The sequence below is a fragment of the Agromyces sp. NDB4Y10 genome, from assembly GCF_001620055.1.
GTDB classification, from domain to species: Bacteria; Actinomycetota; Actinomycetes; order Actinomycetales; family Microbacteriaceae; genus Agromyces; species Agromyces indicus.
The window spans coordinates 43,921-64,021 of record NZ_LQGY01000004.1 but is presented as its reverse complement, the minus strand read 5'-3'; the positions used below and the strand labels follow the sequence as shown (position 1 = coordinate 64,021).

At 71.6% G+C, this 20,101-nt stretch carries 16 protein-coding genes; 4 read left to right on the top strand and 12 right to left on the bottom strand.

The window, feature by feature from the left end; all coding sequences use genetic code 11:
- Nucleotides 1–2: 2 nt before the first annotated feature.
- From AVP42_RS01250 to AVP42_RS01230, 5 genes are all read right to left on the bottom strand, one after another.
- Nucleotides 3–1,796, bottom strand: a complete 1,794-nt coding sequence (locus AVP42_RS01250; protein ID WP_197466915.1) for a penicillin-binding protein 2 — start codon at nt 1,794–1,796, stop codon at nt 3–5.
- A 55-nt stretch (nt 1,797–1,851) separates the two neighbouring features.
- Nucleotides 1,852–2,436 (bottom strand): hypothetical protein, encoded by a 585-nt coding sequence (locus tag AVP42_RS01245; RefSeq protein WP_082846891.1) that lies wholly within the window; start codon nt 2,434–2,436, stop codon nt 1,852–1,854.
- On the bottom strand, nt 2,433–3,386 hold the full coding sequence (gene rsmH / locus AVP42_RS01240; RefSeq protein ID WP_067945327.1) for a 16S rRNA (cytosine(1402)-N(4))-methyltransferase RsmH: 954 nt from the start codon (nt 3,384–3,386) through the stop codon (nt 2,433–2,435). The genes AVP42_RS01245 and rsmH overlap by 4 nt, the downstream gene beginning before the upstream one ends.
- 104 nt (nt 3,387–3,490) lie before the next feature.
- Nucleotides 3,491–3,922 (bottom strand): division/cell wall cluster transcriptional repressor MraZ, encoded by a 432-nt coding sequence (gene mraZ / locus AVP42_RS01235; protein WP_067945325.1) that lies wholly within the window; start codon nt 3,920–3,922, stop codon nt 3,491–3,493.
- 247 nt (nt 3,923–4,169) lie between these two features.
- Nucleotides 4,170–4,565 carry a DUF3040 domain-containing protein gene (locus AVP42_RS01230; protein ID WP_067945323.1) on the bottom strand — a complete coding sequence of 132 codons (396 nt, stop codon included), beginning with the start codon at nt 4,563–4,565 and terminating at the stop codon, nt 4,170–4,172.
- Nucleotides 4,566–4,641: 76 nt separating this feature from the next.
- Between AVP42_RS01230 and AVP42_RS01225 the strand changes: the two genes are divergently transcribed.
- A complete protein-coding gene (locus AVP42_RS01225) occupies nt 4,642–5,754 on the top strand; it encodes a polyprenyl synthetase family protein (protein ID WP_067945321.1) in 1,113 nt (370 codons plus the stop codon).
- 28 nt (nt 5,755–5,782) lie between these two features.
- On the opposite strand, the gene AVP42_RS01220 is transcribed toward AVP42_RS01225, so the two are convergent.
- The gene (locus AVP42_RS01220; RefSeq protein WP_067945319.1) at nt 5,783–6,121 is read right to left on the bottom strand and encodes an Rv2175c family DNA-binding protein; all 339 of its coding nucleotides are present in this window, start codon (nt 6,119–6,121) and stop codon (nt 5,783–5,785) included.
- Between the two features lie 134 nt (nt 6,122–6,255).
- Between AVP42_RS01220 and AVP42_RS01215 the strand changes: the two genes are divergently transcribed.
- Both AVP42_RS01215 and pknB read left to right on the top strand, forming a co-directional pair.
- A complete protein-coding gene (locus AVP42_RS01215; RefSeq protein WP_067945317.1) occupies nt 6,256–7,452 on the top strand; it encodes a LysM peptidoglycan-binding domain-containing protein in 1,197 nt (398 codons plus the stop codon).
- A 121-nt stretch (nt 7,453–7,573) separates the two neighbouring features.
- Nucleotides 7,574–9,457: a Stk1 family PASTA domain-containing Ser/Thr kinase gene (gene pknB / locus AVP42_RS01210; protein ID WP_067945478.1), complete on the top strand. Its 1,884-nt coding sequence runs from the start codon at nt 7,574–7,576 to the stop codon at nt 9,455–9,457.
- 112 nt (nt 9,458–9,569) lie between these two features.
- Here pknB and AVP42_RS01205 read toward each other — a convergent pair whose 3' ends face one another.
- The 3 genes from AVP42_RS01205 to AVP42_RS01195 all read right to left on the bottom strand — a co-directional run bounded on the left by AVP42_RS01205 (nt 9,570) and on the right by AVP42_RS01195 (nt 12,709).
- Nucleotides 9,570–10,898, bottom strand: coding sequence for a class II 3-deoxy-7-phosphoheptulonate synthase (locus AVP42_RS01205; RefSeq protein ID WP_157356672.1), 1,329 nt, complete (start codon nt 10,896–10,898; stop codon nt 9,570–9,572).
- Between the two features lie 124 nt (nt 10,899–11,022).
- Nucleotides 11,023–11,712 carry a 1-acyl-sn-glycerol-3-phosphate acyltransferase gene (locus AVP42_RS01200; RefSeq protein ID WP_067945313.1) on the bottom strand — a complete coding sequence of 230 codons (690 nt, stop codon included), beginning with the start codon at nt 11,710–11,712 and terminating at the stop codon, nt 11,023–11,025.
- A 46-nt stretch (nt 11,713–11,758) separates the two neighbouring features.
- Complete coding sequence (locus tag AVP42_RS01195; RefSeq protein ID WP_067945311.1) at nt 11,759–12,709, bottom strand: ROK family glucokinase; 951 nt, start codon at nt 12,707–12,709, stop codon at nt 11,759–11,761.
- A gap of 144 nt (nt 12,710–12,853) precedes the next feature.
- Between AVP42_RS01195 and AVP42_RS01190 the strand changes: the two genes are divergently transcribed.
- Nucleotides 12,854–14,689: a long-chain fatty acid--CoA ligase gene (locus tag AVP42_RS01190; RefSeq protein WP_067945309.1), complete on the top strand. Its 1,836-nt coding sequence runs from the start codon at nt 12,854–12,856 to the stop codon at nt 14,687–14,689.
- Between the two features lie 72 nt (nt 14,690–14,761).
- Here AVP42_RS01190 and def read toward each other — a convergent pair whose 3' ends face one another.
- Genes def through AVP42_RS01175 form a run of 3 tightly spaced genes read right to left on the bottom strand, consistent with a single transcriptional unit; the run spans nt 14,762 to nt 20,078 of the window.
- Nucleotides 14,762–15,253: a peptide deformylase gene (def, locus tag AVP42_RS01185; RefSeq protein WP_067945307.1), complete on the bottom strand. Its 492-nt coding sequence runs from the start codon at nt 15,251–15,253 to the stop codon at nt 14,762–14,764.
- 13 nt (nt 15,254–15,266) lie between these two features.
- Nucleotides 15,267–16,619, bottom strand: a complete 1,353-nt coding sequence (locus AVP42_RS01180; RefSeq protein ID WP_067945305.1) for a MinD/ParA family protein — start codon at nt 16,617–16,619, stop codon at nt 15,267–15,269.
- A gap of 48 nt (nt 16,620–16,667) precedes the next feature.
- Nucleotides 16,668–20,078 (bottom strand): pyruvate carboxylase, encoded by a 3,411-nt coding sequence (locus tag AVP42_RS01175; protein ID WP_067945303.1) that lies wholly within the window; start codon nt 20,076–20,078, stop codon nt 16,668–16,670.
- Nucleotides 20,079–20,101 lie beyond the last annotated feature (23 nt).

Genomic DNA, 20,101 nt, shown 5'->3' with positions numbered 1-20,101 from the left:
TCTCACCAGTTTGCTGGCAGTTCAGGCGCCGGAGCGCCGGATGGAACCGTCCGATACTTCTTCAGCACCTGGCTCATCACCTGTTGGAAGACGGGAGCAGCTGCGGCGGACGAATTCATCTTAACCGGGTTCTTGATGCTCACCGAAACGACGAACTCGGGGTCGTCGGCCGGGGCGAAGCCGGCGACCGACACCAGGTATCCCGCCTCGTAGCCGTCGCCGTCGGAGAACTGCGCGGTACCGGTCTTCGCGGCCACCCGGTATCCGGGGATCTCCCACAGGTCCGAGACCCATGCGTCCTCGTACACGCGCTCGAGCATGTCGGTGGTCTCCTGCGCGGCGGCCTCGGAGATGACCCGCCGGCCCTCGGTGGCCGGCTCCCCCTCGAGCGTGCCGTCGGGCATGCGGCATCCGTCGACCAGCGTCACCGGCTTGCGGACGCCGCCGTTCGCGATCGCCTGGTAGGCGCTCGCGATCTGCACGGCCGTCGTCGTGAGGCCCTGGCCGAACATGGTCGCGTAGCGCGTCTGCGAGTCCGGCCAGCCGCCGTCGTAGTTCAGGTCGCCGGCCGCCTCGCTCGCGAAGCCCACCTCGGTCGGCGAGCCCAGGCCGAAGGCCCGCATGTAGTCGTACCGCTCGGCATCGCTCAGCCGCTCGCCGAACATCGACATGCCCGTGTTCGACGACACGATGAGCATGCCCGTCATGGTCCAGCGCTCGGGGTCGTGGCCGAAGGAGTCGGTGATGTCGGCGCCGTCGGGTTCGTATCGGTACGGCGCGGTGACGCGGCTCGTCGGCGTCGCCTCCCCCGCGTCGATGACGGATGCCGAGGTCAGCGACTTGAACGTCGATCCGGGCTCGAACGGCGCGGTGAACGCCCGCGAACCGCGGTCCTGCGAGTCGACGGACGTCGGCGAGTTCGGGTCGACGGTCGGCACGTCCGCCACGGCGAGGAGCCGACCGGTCTTCGCCTCCATCACGGTGACCGTGGCCCAGTCGGCCTGCACCGCCGCGACCTGCTCGGCCGCGACGCGCTGCACGAAGTACTGCAGGTCGGCGTCGATCGTCAGCTGCAGGTCGCCGCCGTCGTGCGACTCCTCGATCACCTGCTCGGAGCCGGGGATCGTCACCCAGTCGGTGAGGCTGCGCAGCGACCGCATGGTGCCGTTCTCGGCCGCGAGGCACTGGTCCTCCGACAGCTCGAGTCCCGCCACGGGTTCGCCGTCGGCGTTCGTGAAGCCGAGCAGGTTGCCCGCCACGGCCCCGTTGGGGTAGCGGCGCCCGGGCTGGATGTAGGGCTCCACCCACGGGATCCCGAGGGCCTTGACCGCTTCGTAGGTCGCCGTGTCGACGTGCCGCGCGGCGTACTCGAAGTCGTCGTCGGGGTCGGCGGCGAGGGCGGTGTCGATCTGCGCGCGGAGCTCCTCGCCCGTCCGGCCGACGACCTCGCCGAGCTCGGCGAGGACCTGGTCGAGCGGCACCTCGACCGTCCGGGTGCTCGACGGGTCGTCGGGGTCCGGCTCCTCGCGGGTCACCCGGCCGAGCATGGCCTGCTTGGGCGACAGCGCGATGTCGTAGCGCACGACGGTCTCGGCCAGGACCGCGCCCGTGGCATCGAGGATCTCGCCGCGCTCCCCGTAGATCGTCTGGTCCCGGGACCGGACGTCCTGCGAGGCCTCGTTGAGTTCGGCGGCGCGCACGACCTGGATGTCGACGAGTCGGAGCACGAACCACCCGACCAGCAGGAGCAGGACCACGCCGGCGGCGAGGATCCGCCGCATGGGATGCCGGCTCACTCGGTTCATCGTCGGGTTTCGCTCCTCGTGTGGTGTGGTCGGCTCGGTCGGGCGATCAGTGCGTCGCCGGGGTCGGCAGCCCCCCGGTCAGCGCGGGCGGGGCGGCGGGGGTGCCCGCCGCCGGAGCGTCGGGCCGGCCCCCCTGGCCCTCCTTCGCAGTCTTCCCCTCCGCCTGCTCCGTCACGGGCGGCACGCCGTCGATCAGGGCATTCGGCACGAGGGGCGCAGCGGATGCCGCGGCGCCACCGGCGGGCGTCGGCTCGCCGAGCACGGCTCCGTCGGACAGTCGCAGGTACACCGGCTCGGCATTCGGGACCATGCCGAGCGCCTCGGCGTTCATGGCGAGGAACTGCGGCGAGCCCATGCGGTCGAGGTCGTCGGAGAGCTTCGCCTCCTCGCGACGCAGCTCCGCCTGCCGCAGGAGTTGCTCGTCCATCTCGTACGCGCCCTGGGTCATCGCGATCGACAGGAGCAGCTGCACGATCGCGATCGCCCCGATCGAGGCGAGCGCGACCACGGCATAGGCGAGCCGCGGACGACCGCGGGTACCTGCGGGCGCCTCGGGTACCGGCCTGAGCCGCGGACCGCGCTCGGTGGCGGGCCGTCGGACGGGTCGTGTCTGGGCCGGCAGTGCGCTCACGACGGCCTCCTCACTCGCTCTGCGGCACGGAGCCGCACCGGCTTGGCACGCGGGTTCTCCGCCTGCTCGGACTCACTCGCCAGCTCCGCGCCCCTCACGAGGAGGCGGAACTGCGGACGATGCTCGGGGAGCTCCATGGGCAGCCCTGCGGGGGCCGTGGAGCTCGATGCCGCGGCGAGGGCCCGCTTCACGAGGCGGTCCTCCAGCGACTGGTACGAGAGCACGACGATGCGCCCTCCGGTCGAGACGAGGTCGAGGGCCGCGGGGATCGCCGCCTCCAGCGCGACGAGCTCCTCGTTCACCTCGATGCGCAGGGCCTGGAACACGCGCTTGGCGGGGTGCCCGGCGCGCTGCACCGCGGCCGGCGTCGCATCCGTGAGGACCTCGACCAGCCGACCGGAGCGCGTGATGGGCTCGGCCTCGCGCGCCCGGACGATGGCCCGGGCGTAGCGGGCCGCCAGCTTCTCCTCGCCGTACTCCCGGAAGATCCGGCGGAGCTGGTCCTCGTCGTACTCGGCGATCACGTCGGCGGCCGTGCGGCCCCGGGTCGAGTCCATGCGCATGTCGAGCGGGGCGTCCTTCGCGTAGGCGAAGCCGCGCTCGGCCCGGTCGAGCTGCATCGAGGAGACGCCGAGGTCGAACAGGATGCCCTGGACCTCGTCGAAGCCCTCGCCCCGCACCGCGTCGGCGATGCCGTCGTACACCGTGTGGACGAAGCGCATGCGGTCGCCGAACCGGGCGAGCCGCTCCCGCGCGATGGCGAGGGCCTCGGTGTCGCGGTCGAGTCCGATCACGACGGCGCCCGGGAAGCGCTCGAGGACGGCGAGGCTGTGCCCGCCCATGCCGAGCGTGGCGTCGACGAAGACGGCGCCCTCGCGCTCGAGCGCCGGCGCCAGCAGGTCGAGCGTGCGCTCCAGCATGACCGGCGTGTGGATGCGATCGATGTCCATGTGCTCTCCCTCCTTCCGGGGCCCCGGGGCCCGATCCCCATCCGTTCGTCCTGCTGCGGGGAAGTGCAGCAGGCTCGCACGGCTGGGAGTCGGGACCCGAGGACTCAGAAGAGTCCGGGAATCACCTCCTCCGCCGTCTCCGCGAAGGCCGCCTCCTGCTCGGCGAGGTACGTCTGCCACGCCGCCGCATCCCAGATCTCCACCCGGCTGCCTGCGCCGATGACCGTGAGGTCGCGGCCGAGGCCCGCATACGCGCGAAGCGTCGCGGGGATGGTCACCCGATGCTGCTTGTCGGGGGTCTCCGCGGATGCCCCCGAGAGGAAGACGCGCATGTAGTCGCGCGCCTGCTTGCTCGTCACCGGGGCCTGGCGGATCTTGTCGCTCATGCTCTCGAACTCCCGCGCGCTGAACACGTAGATGCAGCGCTCCTGACCTCGTGTGAGCACGAGGCCGTTCGACAGCTCCTCCCGGAACTTCGCCGGAAGAATGACGCGACCCTTCTCATCGAGCTTGGGCTCGTAGCTTCCGAGGAACATCGCGTCACCCCCACTCCTCCGGCCAGGAACCAGGTGTGGCCCCACTTTACTCCACTGTCCTCCACCACTCAATGACATTGCCGTGTTTCGGCGCGTCGTACCTCAGTGGAAGCCCGGATTCTCAGGCTTCTCGAAGGGTGGAGGGAAGTGGATGGCTCGGGGAGACGTGTGGCGCCCGGGGAGCACGAAAAACGGGCCGATCGGATGATCGGCCCGTCAGGCGGAGTGGTTCAGTCGGGGTGGAGCGTCAGTCGCGGCCCTCCTGGCGGCGATCCCATCGTTCGTTGAGGCGGTCCATGAAACCGCCACGAGCGGGCGCGCTCGGCCGCGCGGCGCCCGTCTGCGTCGGGCCGGCGAACGGCGACGCGGCGGTCGCCGTGCGCTTGGACGGCGTGATGGCCACGAGGACCCCGACGAACATGAGCGCGAAGCCGAGCACGCCGACGATGAGCAGCTGGGAGGCGACCCCGCCGATGAGGGCACCGGCTCCGGCCACGGCGAGCAGCACGCCGATCACGATCGCCCGGTAATTGGGACGACCGCGGCCCGAACCTCCGACGGTCGCGACGAAGTCGGCGTCGTTCTTGTAGAGGTTCCGCTCCATCTCTTCGAGAAGGCGCTGCTCTTGCTCCGAAAGCGGCATCTCATTCCCCTCGTGTTCGGAACCGACGCTTCGTAGCGTCCATTCTAGTCTCCCGCGCCGTCGCTAGGCTAGGACGATGGTCCCGGCTCCCCGACTCGTCGAACTGGTCAACGAACGCCTCGAGGAGTTCCTCGCCGATCGCGCTTCCATTCTCCGCTCCATCGCGGTCGACCTCGACCCGCTGTCCGGATTCTCGGAGCGCTTTCTCAGCGGCGGCAAGCGCTTCCGCGCACGGTTCTGCCATCTCGGCTGGGAGGCGGTCCGCGGACGCGGCGACGGGAGCGCCGACGCGGGCGACGAGGCGGGCCTGGCCGCCGTCGTGTCGGCCTCGGCCGCCCTCGAGGTGTTCCACGCCGCGGCGCTCGTGCACGACGACCTGATCGACCACTCCGACACGCGTCGGGGCGCGCCGTCGGCCCATCGCGTGTTCGAGGGCCAGCACCGCGATTCGGGCTGGTCGGGCGACTCCGCCGACTACGGGCGCGGCACCGCGATCCTCCTGGGCGACCTGCTCCTCGGCTGGAGCGACGAACTCCTCGACGAGGGGCTCGCCGGCCTCGGCTCGTTCGCAGCCGTGCGGGCGGCGCGGCTGGAGTTCAACCGGATGCGCACCGAGGTGACCGCCGGCCAGTACCTCGACATCCTCGAGGAGCGCGCCTGGCACGCGCGGGCCGAGACCGAGCAGCGCGCCCGGGCCGAGCGCGTGGTGGTCTACAAGTCGGCGAAGTACTCGATCGAGGCGCCCCTCGCGATCGGCGGAGCCATCGCCGGAGCATCGCGCGGCGACCTCGAAGCGCTGCGGGCGTTCGGGCTGCCGCTCGGGGTGGCGTTCCAGCTGCGCGACGACCTCCTCGGCGTCTACGGCGACCCCGGCGTCACCGGCAAGCCCGCGGGCGACGACCTCCGCGAGGGCAAGCGCACGGTCCTCGTGGCGATCGCGCGCGAGCGGATGGATCCGGCCGATCGACGCCGCCTCGACGACCTGCTGGGCGACCCCGACCTGACCGAGGCCCAGGTGGCCGACCTGCAGGGAGCCATCCGCGACGCCGGGGCGGTCGACGCCGTCGAGCAGTTGATCGACGAGAACACCGCGCAGGCCATGGCGGCGCTCGACGCCGCCGACCTCCAGCCGGATGCCGCGGCCGGACTGGCCGAACTCGCCGATGCGGTGACCCGGCGGGTCAGCTGACGACGAGCCGCGGACGAGGCGTCGGGGCTCAGGCGAGCGCCTGCGCCACCCGGCGGACCTCCGACTTCCGGCCCGCGCGCAGCGCCGCGATCGGCGTGGTGCCCAGGCTGTCCTCCTCGCCGAGCAGCCACTCGAGCGCCTCGGCGTCGCTGAAGCCGGCGTCGGCGAGGACGATCGCCGTGCCATGGAGCTCCGGCAGCGGCGCGTCGTCGCGGAGGAAGTCGGCCGGCACCTTCAGCACGCCGTCGATCTTCGTCGCCAGGAGGTAGCGCTCGTCGATGAGGCGTCGGATCCGGCTCGGGGTCTGGCCGAGGCGCTCGACGAGTTCGGGGATGGTCAGCCAGTCGGTCTGGTCGGCATCGGTCACGCATCCAGCCTGCCACGACGGACCGGGCCGACGGAACCGCCCTCGCCGGGCCCGGGCGACGCGCGCGGATGAGTTTGACTCGCTCCGGGCCGCGTGAGACGGTGACGGCGTCCGCCTGGGAGCGGAGGGGGAACATGACGCAGCATCCGGGGACCGCACCGACAGGTGACGACGCGCACGTGCCGGCGATCCGGCCGCGCACCGTCCGTCGCCTGCTGACCGTCCCCATCGCGCTCGCGAGCGCCGTCGCCGTGACGCTCGGCTTCGCGCACCCGGCGGAGGCGACCTCCCAGACGGTGAAGCGGTCGCCGAAGGCCAAGGCGCAGCGCTCCGCGCCCACCGCCGCGCCGCAGGTGCGCACCGCGACCGACGTGCCCGCCGAGGTCACCGTCGGCGACGGGGACACCGTCAGCGGGATCGCCGCGCGATACGGGCTGTCGACCGCCGAGGTGCTCGCCAAGAACGGGCTGAGCTGGTCGAGCCTGATCTTCCCCGGCCAGCGCCTGGCGCTGCCCGCCGGCGGGCCGCAGCGGACGGCCGAGCGGCCCGACATCGCGCGACACGTGGTGGCGCCCGGCGACACCATCGGGCGGATCGCGGCCGAGCACGGCCTCGCGGTCGACGACGTGCTGCGGGCGAACGGGTTGAACCGCGCGAGCCTCATCTTCCCGGGGCAGTCGATCGTCCTCCCCCGTGCCGACGCTCCGGACGGCGGCTCGTCGGCCCCCGCGAGCACGACCGTCACGCACGAGGTCGTCGCCGGCGACACGCCCATCGGCATCGCCGTCAGCCACGGCATCACGCTCGCGCGGCTCCTCGAGCTCAACGACCTCGACCGCGACGCCGTGATCCACCCGGGCCAGCGACTCGTGGTCCGCCGGGCCGAGCCCGTCGAGGCCACGGCCGCCGCGTCGACGGACGTCCCCCTGGACCCCGACATGCGGGCGAACGCCCGGATCATCGTCGAGGTGGGACGGCGGCTCGGCGTGCCCGACCGCGGCATCGTCATCGCCCTCGCCGCGGCCGCCCAGGAGTCCGGCCTCAGGAACCTCCGCCACGGCGACCGCGACTCGATGGGCCTGTTCCAGCAGCGGCCCAGCCAGGGCTGGGGAACTCCCGAGGAGGTGCTGGACCCGGTCCGGGCCGCGCGCGCCTTCTACGGCGGACCGACCTCGCCGACGGCGGGGATCGCGCCCGGCCTGCTGGACATCGACGGCTGGTCGTCGATGCCCGTGACGGAGGCCGCGCAGGCGGTCCAGCGGAGCGCCCATCCGCACCACTACGCCAAGTGGGAGGCGACGGCGCGGCGCTGGCTGGACGAGCTCGGCTGAGCCCGCGGCATCCGTCATCACGATGCCGTTGCGATCCTGAGGCTCCCCGGCGTTTGTTCGGCTCGCGGCATACGCGAATTCGTACACTCGTACGGTGACCACCGCGCCGCCCGCCGACCCGATGATCGGCCGTCTCGTCGACGGCCGGTATCAGGTGCGCTCGCGGATCGCCCGCGGGGGCATGGCGACGGTATACCTCGCGACCGACCTCCGCCTCGAGCGCCGCGTCGCGATCAAGATCATGCACGGCCACCTGGCAGACGACAACACGTTCAAGACCCGGTTCGTGCAGGAGGCGCGGTCGGCCGCGCGGCTCGCGCATCCGAACGTCGTGAACGTCTTCGACCAGGGCCAGGACGCCGACATGGCCTACCTGGTCATGGAGTACCTGCCGGGCATCACCCTCCGCGACCTGCTGAAGGACTACACGCGGCTGACCCCCGAGCAGACCGTCGACATCCTCGATGCCGTGCTCTCGGGCCTCGCCGCCGCCCACAAGGCCGGCATCGTCCACCGCGACCTCAAGCCCGAGAACGTGCTGCTCGCCGACGACGGCCGCATCAAGCTCGGCGACTTCGGGCTCGCGCGCGCGGCGAGCGCCAACACGGCGACCGGCCAGGCCCTGCTCGGCACCATCGCCTACCTCTCCCCCGAGCTCGTGACGCGCGGCGTGGCCGATGCGCGCAGCGACATCTACGCGCTCGGCATCATGACCTACGAGATGCTCACGGGCGAGCAGCCCTACGTCGGCGAGGCGCCGATGCAGATCGCCTACCAGCACGCGAACGACTCCGTTCCGGCGCCGAGCACGCGCAATCCATCGATCCCGCCCGAGCTCGACGAGCTCGTGCTCTGGGCGACCACCAGGGACCCCGACCAGCGGCCGGCCGACGCCCGGGCGATGCTCGAGCGCCTGCGCGAGATGGAACCGCACCTCCGCCCGTCGCAGCCCGTGGTGGCGGCCGGCGACACCATGGTCATCGCGGCCGGCGATCACCTGCCCACCGCCGAGACGCGCGTGCTCGGCGGCGGCGCGCTCGCGGTGGCCGAGACGGATGCCGCGGAGCCCGACGACGACGCGGCCGTCCTCACCCGCACGACCGACCGCCGGCGCCGCCGCGGCTACTGGCTGCTCGCGCTCGTGCTCGTGCTCGCCGGACTCGCCGGTGGAACCGGCTGGTACTTCGGGGCCGGACCGGGCTCGCTCGCCGTGGTGCCCGACACGGTCAACCTGATGCCCGACAGCGCCACCCAGGTGCTCCAGGAGGCGGGTTTCGAGGTCGAGCTCGCCGAGCGAAACGATCCCGTCGTGCCGCCGGGGCAGGTCTCGGGAACCGATCCGGAGGCCGGCGCCCAAGCGCGGCGCGGCTCGACCGTGCAGCTGTTCGTCTCGATCGGGCCCCAGTTCCTCGACGTCCCGGCGGTCATCGGACTGCCCGAGGCCGATGCCCGGGCGCAGCTCGGCGAGTTCTTCACCGTCGCCGACGAGGCCACGCTCCAGTTCTCCGGCGAGGTCGAGGCCGGCCTCGTCATCGCGGTGCTCGACGCCGACGGTGCGGCGGTGCCGGCGACCTACCCGGAACGCGGTGCGCTCTCGCTCGTCGTGTCCGCCGGCCCCGTGCCGCCCGTCGAGGGGCTCGCCGTCGGCGATGCGCAGGCCAGGCTCGAGGGCGCGGGCCTCCGGGTCGAGTTCGCCGACCCGGCCTTCGACGACAACGTCCCCGTCGACGTGGTCATCACGGCGGACTGGCTCGACGACCCGATGAACCCGGGCGACACCGTGCGGCTCACGGTGTCGAAGGGGCCGGACCTCGTCGAGGTGCCGAACGTCGTGACCGGCCAGACGGTGGCGCAGGCGCGCACCCAGCTCGAGGAGCTGGGCTTCGCGGTCACGTCGAACGTCCCGCAGTTCCTCGAGGGCGCGGTCGTCGCCTCCGTGCAGAGCCCGGCCGCCGGCGAACGCGTGAAGCGCGGCACCGAGATCACGGTCAACTTCCAGCCCTGACGACCCACCGACGCGCTCCCACGGGCCCCGCAGCTCCGGACGCCGACGGGCGGCCGCGGCATCCGTGGGACACCGCGACCGCCCGTCAAAGGTCGTCGGAGGCGCGCGCCGATCAGCGCGCGGCGAGCTCCTCGGCCACGAGGAATGCCAGCTCGAGCGACTGCATGTGGTTCAGTCGCGGGTCGCACAGCGACTCGTAGCGGGTCGCGAGCGTGTCCTCATCGATGTGCTCGGAACCGCCGAGGCACTCGGTGACATCGTCGCCCGTGAGCTCGACGTGGATGCCGCCCGGGTGCGTGCCCGCCGCCCGGTGCGCCTCGAAGAAGCCCTTGACCTCGTCCACGACGTCGTCGAAGCGACGCGTCTTGTAGCCGGTCGGCGTGGTGATGCCGTTGCCGTGCATGGGGTCGGTGACCCAGAGCGGATTGGCATCGCTGCGCTTGATCGCCTCGAGCAGGGGCGGCAGCGCGTCGCGGATCTTCCCGGCGCCCATGCGCGTGATGAACGTGAGCCGGCCCGGCTCGCGGTGCGGGTCGAGCCTCTCGACGAGCTCCATCATGACCTCGGGCGTCGTCGTCGGTCCGAGCTTCACGCCGATCGGGTTGCGCACGCGGGACAGGAAGTCCACGTGCGCGCCGTCGAGTTCGCGGGTGCGCTCGCCGATCCAGATGAAGTGCGCCGAGGTGTTGTACGGCGTGCCGGTCCGGGAGTCGATCCGCGTCATGGGCCGCTCGTAGTCCATGAGCAGGCCCTCGTGGCCGGTGTAGAACTCGGTGCGCTTGAGCTCGTCGAAGTCGGCGCCGCACGCGTCCATGAACTTCACCGCGCGGTCGATCTCGCGCGCGAGTTTCTCGTAGCGGACGTTGGCCGGGTTGGCGGCGAAGCCCTGGTTCCACGCGTGGACCTGCCGGAGATCGGCGAACCCGCCCTGGGTGAAGGCCCGGATGAGGTTCAGCGTGGACGCGGCCATGTGGTAGCCCTGCAGCAGCCGCGAGGGGTCGGCCGCCCGCGACTCGGGGGTGAAGTCGTAGCCGTTGACGATGTCGCCGCGGTAGGCGGGCAGCGTGATGTCGCCGCGCGTCTCGGTGTCGCTCGAACGCGGCTTGGCGAACTGCCCGGCCATGCGGCCCATCTTCACGACCGGCATGGAGGCGCCGTAGGTGAGCACGACCGCCATCTGGAGCACGGTCTTGACGCGGTTCCGGATCTGGTCGGCCGTCGCACCCGCGAAGGTCTCCGCGCAGTCGCCGCCCTGGAGGAGGAACGCCTCGCCGCGCGACGCGGACGCGAGCCGATCGCGCAGCATGTCGACCTCGCCGGCGAAGACGAGCGGGGGCAGCGCCGCGAGTTCAGCGGATGCCGCGTGCGCCGCCTCCGGGTCGGGCCAAGCGGGCTGCTGCTTGATCGGCAGCGTGCGCCAATAGTCGAGGCCCGCGATCACGGAGGGATCTGCGTTCACGATGGGCTCGACGAGCTGTACCACTTTGGTGTCCTGGAGGGTTGGGCGCGCGGGGCGCGGGGAGGGAACGGAAACCGGCGCCGGGTCGCGACGCCGTCTCGCCAGCCTACCGCGACTGCGTGGCGCGTTGCTCCCGGACCGAACTCGCGTACACGTCCACGTACTCCTGGTCGCTCAGGGCGCGGAGGTCGTAGACGAGTTCGTCGGTCACGGAGCGCAACACGAAGCGGTCGCCCTCCATTCCCTCGAAGCGACTGAAGTCGAGCGCCTCGCCGAAGACGATGCCGACGCGGCGCACCTTGGGCACTCGGGTCCCGATCGGCATGACCTCCGCGGTGCCGATCATGGCGACGGGCACGACCGGGACGCCGGCCTCGAGCACCATGCGGGCGACGCCGGTGCGTCCGCGGTAGAGGCGGCCGTCGGGGCTGCGGGTGCCCTCGGGGTAGATCCCGAGGATCCGCCCCTCGCCCAGCACGCGGAGGCCGGTGTTGAGCGACGCCTCGGAGGCCTTCCCGCCGGAACGATCGATCGGCAGCTGGTTCGCCGCCTGGAAGAACAGTCGGGTCGCCCAGCCCTTCAGGCCCTTGCCGGTGAAGTACTCGCTCTTCGCGAGGAACACCACGGGGCGGTCGACCACGAGCGGGAGGAAGATCGAGTCGATGAACGAGAGGTGGTTCGAGGCGAGGATCACCGGACCCTGCTTCGGGACGTGCTCGAGGCCGACCACCCACGGGCGGAACACGGCGAGGAGGATCGGCCCGATCACGATGTGCTTCATGATCCAGTAGAACACCGGTCTCCTCCGTCCGTCGCTCCCGCCAGCACAGCCTATCCCCGGGTCAGGCGTGTTCTTCGACCCACAGGCGCGCCAGGTCGGCCGCGCCGACGACGCCGGCGTCGTTGACGAGTTCGGCGATGACGAAGTCCGGCTCCGGGTGGTACCCGCGAGCGGGCAGGTGCTCGAGGAACGCCTCGCGAACGGGCGCCAGCAGGAGCTCCCCGGCCACGGCGACGCCCCCGCCGAAGACGAAGCGCTGGGGGTCGAGCACCGCCGAGAGGCTCGCGGACGCCTCGCCCAGCCACCGGCCCAGCTGCCGGAGCGCTGCGAGGGCGCCCGGGTCGTGCTCGGCGATGAGCCCGCCCACGATGGCGCCGTCGAGCGCGCCGTGCTCGTCGCGAGCCCGCGCGAGCGCCTGGCCGATGCCGCCCGCGTCGGCGATCTCGTTGGCCATGCGCATCAGCGCGCGTCCCGACCCGTACTGCTCGAGGCATCCGTGCTGGCCGCAGCCGCAGGCGATGCCGCCCGGGACGACACGGAGGTGGCCGAGCTCGGCGCCCGCACCGAACCCGCCCCGGAAGAGCCGGTCGCCGGCGACGATCGCACCGCCGACGCCGGTGCCGATGGTGAGCATGACCATGTCGCTCACCATCCGACCGGCGCCGAAGCGGAACTCGGCCCATCCGGCCGCGTTCGCGTCGTTCTCGACGATCACGGTCGTGCCGACGCGGGCCTCGAGCTTCTCGCGGAAGGGCTCGTTGCGCCAGTCGATGTTCGGCGCGTAGTACACCGTCGACTGCGCCGCATCGATGAAGCCCGCCGCAGCCACGCCGACCGCGCCGACCGGCTCGCCCTCGGACAGGCTCCGGATCATGCCGACCACGGCATCCTCGAGCGCGACCGAGTCGCCGGCGGGCGTGGGGACGCGCTCACTGCGCACGATGGCGCCGAGTTCGTCGACGACTGCCCCGGCGATCTTGGTGCCGCCGATGTCGATGCCGATCGCGTGCACGTGCGACTGCCTTTCGGATGGGGGCGGGGAAGCGGAACCGCAGCGGACGCACCGCGCAGCACCGACTAGAGTGTAGTCAACCCCAATGCCGAGGTTCGCGCGGCCCCGAAGCGTGTGCGACCTCCCGGTGCCGAAGGAGCTACCGTGACCGAATTCGCCACAGCACCGTTGGTCCCCGCGGACCCGGACGCGAACACCACCGACCTGCTCGTCGACCGCCTCAAGGCGACGCCCGACTCCGTGCTGTTCTCCCTGCCGACCGCCGACGGCGGTTGGTCCCCGGTCACGACCCGGGAGTTCCATGACCAGGTCGTCCGGCTGGCCAAGGGCCTCGTCGCCGCGGGCATCCAGCCCGGCGACAAGATCGGCCTCATGTGCAAGACGCGCTACGAGTGGACCCTCATCGACTTCGCGGTGTGGTTCGCCGGAGCCGTGCTCGTGCCGATCTACGAGACGAGCTCGCCGTCGCAGGTCAAGTGGAACCTCGGCGACTCCGGCTCGATCGCCGTGATCGTCGAGACGGCCGACCACTTCGCCCGCTTCGACGAGGTGCACCCCGACCTCCCGGCGATCCGCAACGTCTGGCAGATCGACCTCGGCGACCTCGACAAGCTGGCCACCGCAGGCGCCGACGTGCCCGACGACGAGATCGAGCGCCGGCGCAACCTCGCGGTCGGTTCGGACATCGCCACGCTCATCTACACGTCCGGCTCCACGGGCCGTCCGAAGGGCTGCGTCCTCACGCACTCGAACTTCGTCGAGCTGTCGCGCAACTCGGCGGTGGCGCTGAAGGAGGTCGTGCTCGACCCCAACGGCGCATCGACGCTGCTGTTCATCACCACGGCGCACGTCTTCGCCCGCTTCATCTCGGTCCTGTGCGTGCACGCGGGCGTCCGCGTGGGCCACCAGCCCGACACCAAGCAGCTGCTCCCGTCGCTCGGCAGCTTCAAGCCGACCTTCCTCCTCGCGGTGCCCCGCGTCTTCGAGAAGGTCTACAACGTGTCCGAGCAGAAGGCGGAGGCCGGCGGCAAGGGCAAGATCTTCCACGCGGCCGCCGAGACCGCGGTCGCGTACTCGACCGCCCAGGAGTCCGGCGGCAAGATCCCCCTCGGACTCAAGCTGAAGTTCCGGCTGTTCGACCGGCTCGTCTTCTCCAAGCTCCGCGCCGCGATGGGCGGCAACGTCAAGTACGCCGTCTCCGGCTCCGCTCCCCTCGGTCCGCGCCTCGGCCACTTCTACCACGCGCTCGGCATCACGATCCTCGAGGGCTACGGCCTCACCGAGACCACGGCGCCGGCCACGGTGAACCTCGTCACCAAGTCGAAGATCGGAACGGTCGGACCGGCCCTGCCCGGCGTGGCCGTCCGCGTCGCCGACGACGGCGAGATCGAGGTCAAGGGCATCAACGTGTTCAAGGAGTACTGGAAGAACCCGGAGGCGACGGCCGACGTGTTCGACGGCGACTGGTTCAAGACCGGCGACATCGGCACCTTCGACTCCGACGGGTTCCTGACCATCACGGGCCGCAAGAAGGAGATCATCGTCACGGCGGGCGGGAAGAATGTCGCCCCGGCGGCGCTCGAGGACCCGATCCGCGCCAACCCGCTGGTCGGTCAGGTGGTGGTGGTCGGCGACAAGAAGCCGTTCATCTCGGCGCTCGTCACCCTCGACCCCGAGATGCTCCCCGTGTGGCTGAACACCCACGGCGAGGATGCCGGCATGAGCCTCGACGAGGCGACCAAGCACCCGGCGGTCCTCGCCGAGGTGCAGCGGGCCATCGACGCCGCGAACGAGACGGTCTCGCGGGCGGAGTCGATCCGCAAGTTCGTCATCCTCCCGCTCGAGTTCACCGAGGCCAGCGGCCACCTCACGCCCAAGATGAGCATCAAGCGCAACGTGATCCTCGAGGACTTCAGCGCGCAGATCGAGGGCATGTACACCGGCGCCCCCGCCACCGAGGGGCACTCGATCGTGCAGTGATCCGTCGGTCGCTCCGACCGGACGACGGGCCCCGCGGCATCCGCGGGGCCCGTCGTCGTCTCGGTGCGCGGGTCAGAACCAGTCGGACTCGCGCACGGCGCGCATCGCCGCCCGGCGCTCGTCCTTCTCGAGCCGATCGAGGTAGAGCAGGCCGTCCAGGTGGTCGACCTCGTGCTGCAGCGCCTGCGCCATCAGGCCTTCGCCGGCGAGCTCGATCTCGTTGCCGTCCAGGTCGATGCCCTGCACCCGTGCGAACGGATGCCGCGGGGTCTTGTGCCACAGTCCGGGCACGGACAGGCAGCCCTCGTCGACGAGTTCAGGTTCGCCCGACACCTCGACGACGCGCGGATTGATGATGTACCCGACCTCGCCGTCGACGTTGTAGCTGAACACGCGCAGGTTCACGCCGATCTGCGGCGCGGCGACCCCCGCGCGCCCGGGCAGCCGGACGCTGTCGACGAGGTCGTCGACGAGGGCGCGCACGCGATCGTCGATCTGCTCGACGGGTGCTGAGACGGTCTTCAGGACGGGATCGCCGAACAGGCGAATGGGACGTTCCGGCAATGGTGCTCCGAGATCAGTGCCCGCGGTCGGCGGGCAGGCCTTCCACCACGAGGGCGGCGAGTTCGCGGGCCGCGTGCTGGGTCACCGGGCGCAGGTCGCGCCAGTGCACCACGGAGCCCGCCGCGAGCTGGGGATCGTACGGGATCCGCACGATCTCGCGCACGCGCGACTGGAAGTGGGCTTCGATCTCGTCGACCTTGACGAGATGCGTGCCCTGGGTGGCGAGGTTGATCGCGACGACCGCGTTCCTCACCAGTTCGTCGTAGCCGTTCGCCTCGAGCCACGTCAGGGTCTCGCTCGCGAGCCGGGCCTCGTCGACGCTGCCGCCCGACACCACGACGATGGCGTCCGCCCGCTCGAGGGTGGCGCGCATCACCGAGTGGACGATGCCCGTCCCGCAGTCGGTGAGCACGAGCGAGTAGTAGCGGGCGGCGAGGTCGGCGACGACCGAGTAGTCGTCGGCGTCGAACGCCTCGGCGAGGTTCGGGTCGGTGTCCGACGCGAGGATGTCGAGCCGGGTCTCGTCGCGGGACACGAACTGCGAGAACTCCGTGTAGCCCGTGATGGATGCCGCCCGTGCGACGACATCACGCACCGTCTCGCGGGTCTGGCGGTCGACGCGCTCCGCGAGCGTGCCGCGGTCCGGGTTCGCGTCGATGGCGATGATCCGATCGTCGCGCGCATCCGCCAGCGCCATGCCGAGGAGCGTCGTCACGGTGGTCTTCCCGACGCCGCCCTTGCGCGTGAGCACCGGGACGAATCGCGCACCGCCCTCGAAGCGGCGCTGGATCCGCTCGGTCATCGCACGGTGGGCGCGGACCTTCGCGGAGTCGCCGAGGTTCACGAGGTGGAACGTGGCGTCGTACAGGAACCGGTTGAACCCGCCCTGCGGCGCCGGCCGCATGGTCCTGGTCGCGTCGATCAGCCGATCGGCGGTGAGGGCGTCCGCGGACTCCGGCCCGCCTGCGGGCACGAGTTCCGTCGCGGCATCCGTGACGATGGCGACGTGGGCACCGGTGTCGGTGGCGACCCGCTCGCGGCGGAGCCTCGACGCGTCGGCCGCGAGGAGCGCGCCGTACGGCGACGCGTTCCGACCGCGCCCGCCCGGAGCGATCGCGGGATCGCGCAGCTCGATCGAGACGGTCCCGGCGGAGCCCGAGAGGTCCCCGGGGTCGACGGCGACGTCGTCGATGGCGACGGCGACCTCGTCATCGGGCATCCGCGGAGGCGGCGGGGGCGGGAGGTCGACCCGGACGTCGACGGGTTCGCCCGCCTCGCCCGCGGCGTCGGCGCCGGACCGCCGTCGACCGGCGGAACGCGAACCCGGCCGACGCTCGGCTGACCTGCTCTCGTCGGGTTCAGCCACCGATACCCCTCCTCGTCAGTGCGGAACGCTCACCAGTGCGGGACGCAGTCAGCCTACCGCCGGGCGGACGACGACCAGCAGATCACCCGCCTCGACCTGCTGGGTCTTCGGGATCGCGACCCGCTCGACCACGCCGGCGATGGGCGAGGTGATCGCCGCTTCCATCTTCATGGCCTCGATCGAGGCGACCGCCTGACCGGCGGCGACCTCGGCTCCGGCCTCGATCTGGAGCGTGACGACGCCCGAGAACGGCGCGGCGACGTGCCCCGGCTGCGACTGGTCGGCCTTCTCCGCGGCGCGCGCCTCGACCGTGATGCTGCGATCGCGGACGAACACCGGGCGCAGCTGCCCGTTCAGGATCGTCATGACGGTCCGCATGCCCTTGTCATCGGCCTCGCCGATGGCCTCGAGGCCGGCGTACAGACGGACGCCCTTCGCGATCTCGACCACGTGCTCCGCACCCGGTCGGAGGCCGTAGAGGTAGTCGGCCGTGTCCACGACCGAGAGGTCGCCGAACAGCTCGCGGATCTGCTCGAACTGACGGGTCGGCGCCGGGAAGAGGAGCGAGTTCAGGAGCTCCTGGCGCTCGCGCCCCGGCGACTCGAGACCCCGGCGCTGCGCGTGCGTCAGCTCCGTGACGCCGACGCGCACGTCCCGGCCGGCGAGCACCTTGCTGCGGAAGGGCTCCGGCCACCCGCCGGGCAGGTCGCCCAGCTCACCGGCCATGAAGCCGATGACCGAGTCGGGCACGTCGTACTTCTCGGGGTTCGCCTCGAAGTCGGCGGGGTCGGCCTTCACCGCAGCCAGGTGCAGGGCGAGGTCGCCGACGACCTTCGACGACGGCGTCACCTTCGGGACGCGGCCGAGGATCTTGTTCGCCGCGGCGTACATGTCCTCGATGAGCTCGAAGTCGTCGGCGAGGCCGAGGGCGATCGCCTGCTGCCGCAGGTTCGAGAGCTGGCCGCCGGGGATCTCGTGGTGGTAGACCCGACCCGTGGGCCCAGGGAGGCCCGACTCGAACGGGCGGTACAGGCGGCGCACGGCCTCCCAGTAGGGCTCGAGGTCCGAGACGGCCTCGAGCGAGATGCCCGTGTCGCGCTCGGTGTGGGCGAGCGCGGCGACGAGCGAGGACGCCGAGGGCTGGCTCGTGGTCCCGGCCATCGGGGCGCTCGCGACGTCGACCGCGTCGACACCGGCGCGGCTGGCGGCCAGGAGCGTGGCCAGCTGCCCGCCGGCGGTGTCGTGGGTGTGCAGGTGCACGGGCAGGTCGAACCGCTCGCGCAGCGCGGCGACGAGCTTCTCGGCCGCCGCCGGACGCAGGAGCCCCGCCATGTCCTTGATCGCGAGGATGTGCGCGCCGGCCGAGACGATGTCGTCGGCGAGGCGCAGGTAGTAGTCGAGCGTGTAGAGGTCCTCCGCCGGGTCGAGCAGGTCACCGGTGTAGCAGACCGCGACCTCGGCGACCGAGCTGCCCGTCGCGAGCACCGCGTCGATCGCCGGCCGCATCTGCGAGACGTCGTTCAGCGCGTCGAAGATGCGGAAGATGTCGACGCCGGTCGAGGCCGCCTCCTGCACGAAGGCGTCGGTCACCTCGGTCGGATACGGCGTGTAGCCCACCGTGTTGCGCCCGCGCAGGAGCATCTGGATGTTCAGGTTCGGCAGCGCCTCGCGGAGGGTGGCGAGCCGCTCCCACGGGTCCTCGCCGAGGAAGCGGAGCGCGACGTCGTACGTCGCGCCGCCCCACGCCTCGACCGAGAGCAGTTCGGGCGTCATCCGGGCGACGTACGGGGCGACCGCCGCGAGGTCGCGCGTGCGGACGCGCGTCGCGAGGAGCGACTGGTGGGCGTCGCGGAACGTCGTCTCGGTGACCGCCAACGGAGTCTGGGCCCGCAGCGCCGCCGCGAACCCGGCCGGTCCGAGCTCGAGGAGGCGCTGCCGCGAGCCGCTCGGCGCGGGTCGTCCGAGGTCGAGCTCGGGGAGCTTGTCGACCGGCGCGACCGTCGTCGGTGCGGGACCGTTCGGCTGGTTGACCGTGACATCCGCGAGCCAGTTGAGGATCTTGGTGCCGCGGTCCTTGGAGACCCGCCCGCGCATGAGCTGCGGGCGCTCGTCGATGAACGAGGTGCTGAGGTCGCCCGACATGAACTGCGCGTCCTCCAGCACGGCCTGGAGGAACGGGATGTTGGTCGAGACGCCGCGGATGCGGAATTCGGCGAGGGCGCGCTTGGTGCGCGTGACCGCCTGCTGGTAGTCGCGGCCGCGGCAGATGAGCTTCGCGAGCATCGAGTCGAAGTGCGGGCTGATCTGCGCACCGGGGTTCACCGTGCCGCCGTCGAGGCGGATGCCGGCACCGCCCGGCGACCGGTAGGTCGTGATCTTGCCCGTGTCCGGGCGGAAGTTCGCCGTCGGGTCCTCGGTGGTGATGCGGCACTGGATCGCCGCACCGCGCAGGTGGATGCGGTCCTGCGTCAGCCCGAGGTCGGCGAGCCGCTCCCCCGCGGCGATGCGCATCTGGGCGACGACGAGGTCGACGTCGGTGACCTCCTCGGTGACGGTGTGCTCGACCTGGATGCGCGGGTTCATCTCGATGAAGACGTGCTGGCCGGCGCGCTCGCCCGCCGTGTCGAGCAGGAACTCGACCGTGCCCGCGTTGACGTACCCGATGGACTTCGCGAACGCCACCGCGTCGCGGTAGAGGGACTGGCGGATCTCGTCCGTGAGGTTCGGCGCGGGCGCGATCTCGACGACCTTCTGGTGGCGGCGCTGCACCGAGCAGTCGCGCTCGAAGAGGTGCACGGTCTCGCCCGCGGCATCCGCCAGCACCTGCACCTCGATGTGGCGGGGCCGCAGCACGGCCTGCTCGAGGAACATCGTCGGGTCGCCGAAGGCGCTGTCGGCCTCGCGCATGGCCTCCTCGAGCGCGCGGCGGAGGTCTTCCCGCTTGTCGACGCGACGCATGCCGCGTCCACCGCCGCCGGCGACGGCCTTGGCGAAGATCGGGAACCCGATCTCGTCGGCCTGCGCGAGCAGGGCGTCGACGTCGCGCGACGGCTCGGTCGACTTCAGGACCGGCACGCCCGCGGCGATCGCCTGCTCCTTCGCCGTGACCTTGTTGCCCGCCATCTCGAGCACTCGGGTGGGCGGGCCGATGAAGGTGATGCCCGCGTCGGCCGCGGCCTGTGCGAGCTCGGGGTTCTCGGAGAGGAACCCGTAGCCGGGGTAGATCGCGTCGGCGCCCGACTCCTTGGCCACCCGGATGATCTCGGACACGTCGAGGTAGGCGCGCACCGGGTGCCCCGGTTCGCCGATCTGGTACGCTTCGTCCGCCTTCAGGCGGTGCAGCGAGTTGCGGTCCTCATACGGGAAGACGGCGACGGTCTTCGCACCGAGCTCGACGGCGGCTCGGAACGCCCGGATGGCGATCTCACCGCGATTGGCGACCAGGATCTTCTCGAACATGCAGGCCTTTCCGGGTGGGGGTT

Bases quoted from the DNA above. Each gene is read 5' to 3' on its own strand.
- rsmH (WP_067945327.1), bottom strand. From the start codon at position 3,386: ATGGACATCGATCGCATCCACACGCCGGTCATGCTGGAGCGCACGCTC.
- AVP42_RS01215 (WP_067945317.1), top strand. From the start codon at position 6,256: ATGACGCAGCATCCGGGGACCGCACCGACAGGTGACGACGCGCACGTG.
- mraZ (WP_067945325.1), bottom strand. From the start codon at position 3,922: ATGTTCCTCGGAAGCTACGAGCCCAAGCTCGATGAGAAGGGTCGCGTC.
- AVP42_RS01225 (WP_067945321.1), top strand. From the start codon at position 4,642: ATGGTCCCGGCTCCCCGACTCGTCGAACTGGTCAACGAACGCCTCGAG.
- AVP42_RS01230 (WP_067945323.1), bottom strand. From the start codon at position 4,565: ATGCCGCTTTCGGAGCAAGAGCAGCGCCTTCTCGAAGAGATGGAGCGG.
- pknB (WP_067945478.1), top strand. From the start codon at position 7,574: ATGATCGGCCGTCTCGTCGACGGCCGGTATCAGGTGCGCTCGCGGATC.
- AVP42_RS01175 (WP_067945303.1), bottom strand. From the start codon at position 20,078: ATGTTCGAGAAGATCCTGGTCGCCAATCGCGGTGAGATCGCCATCCGG.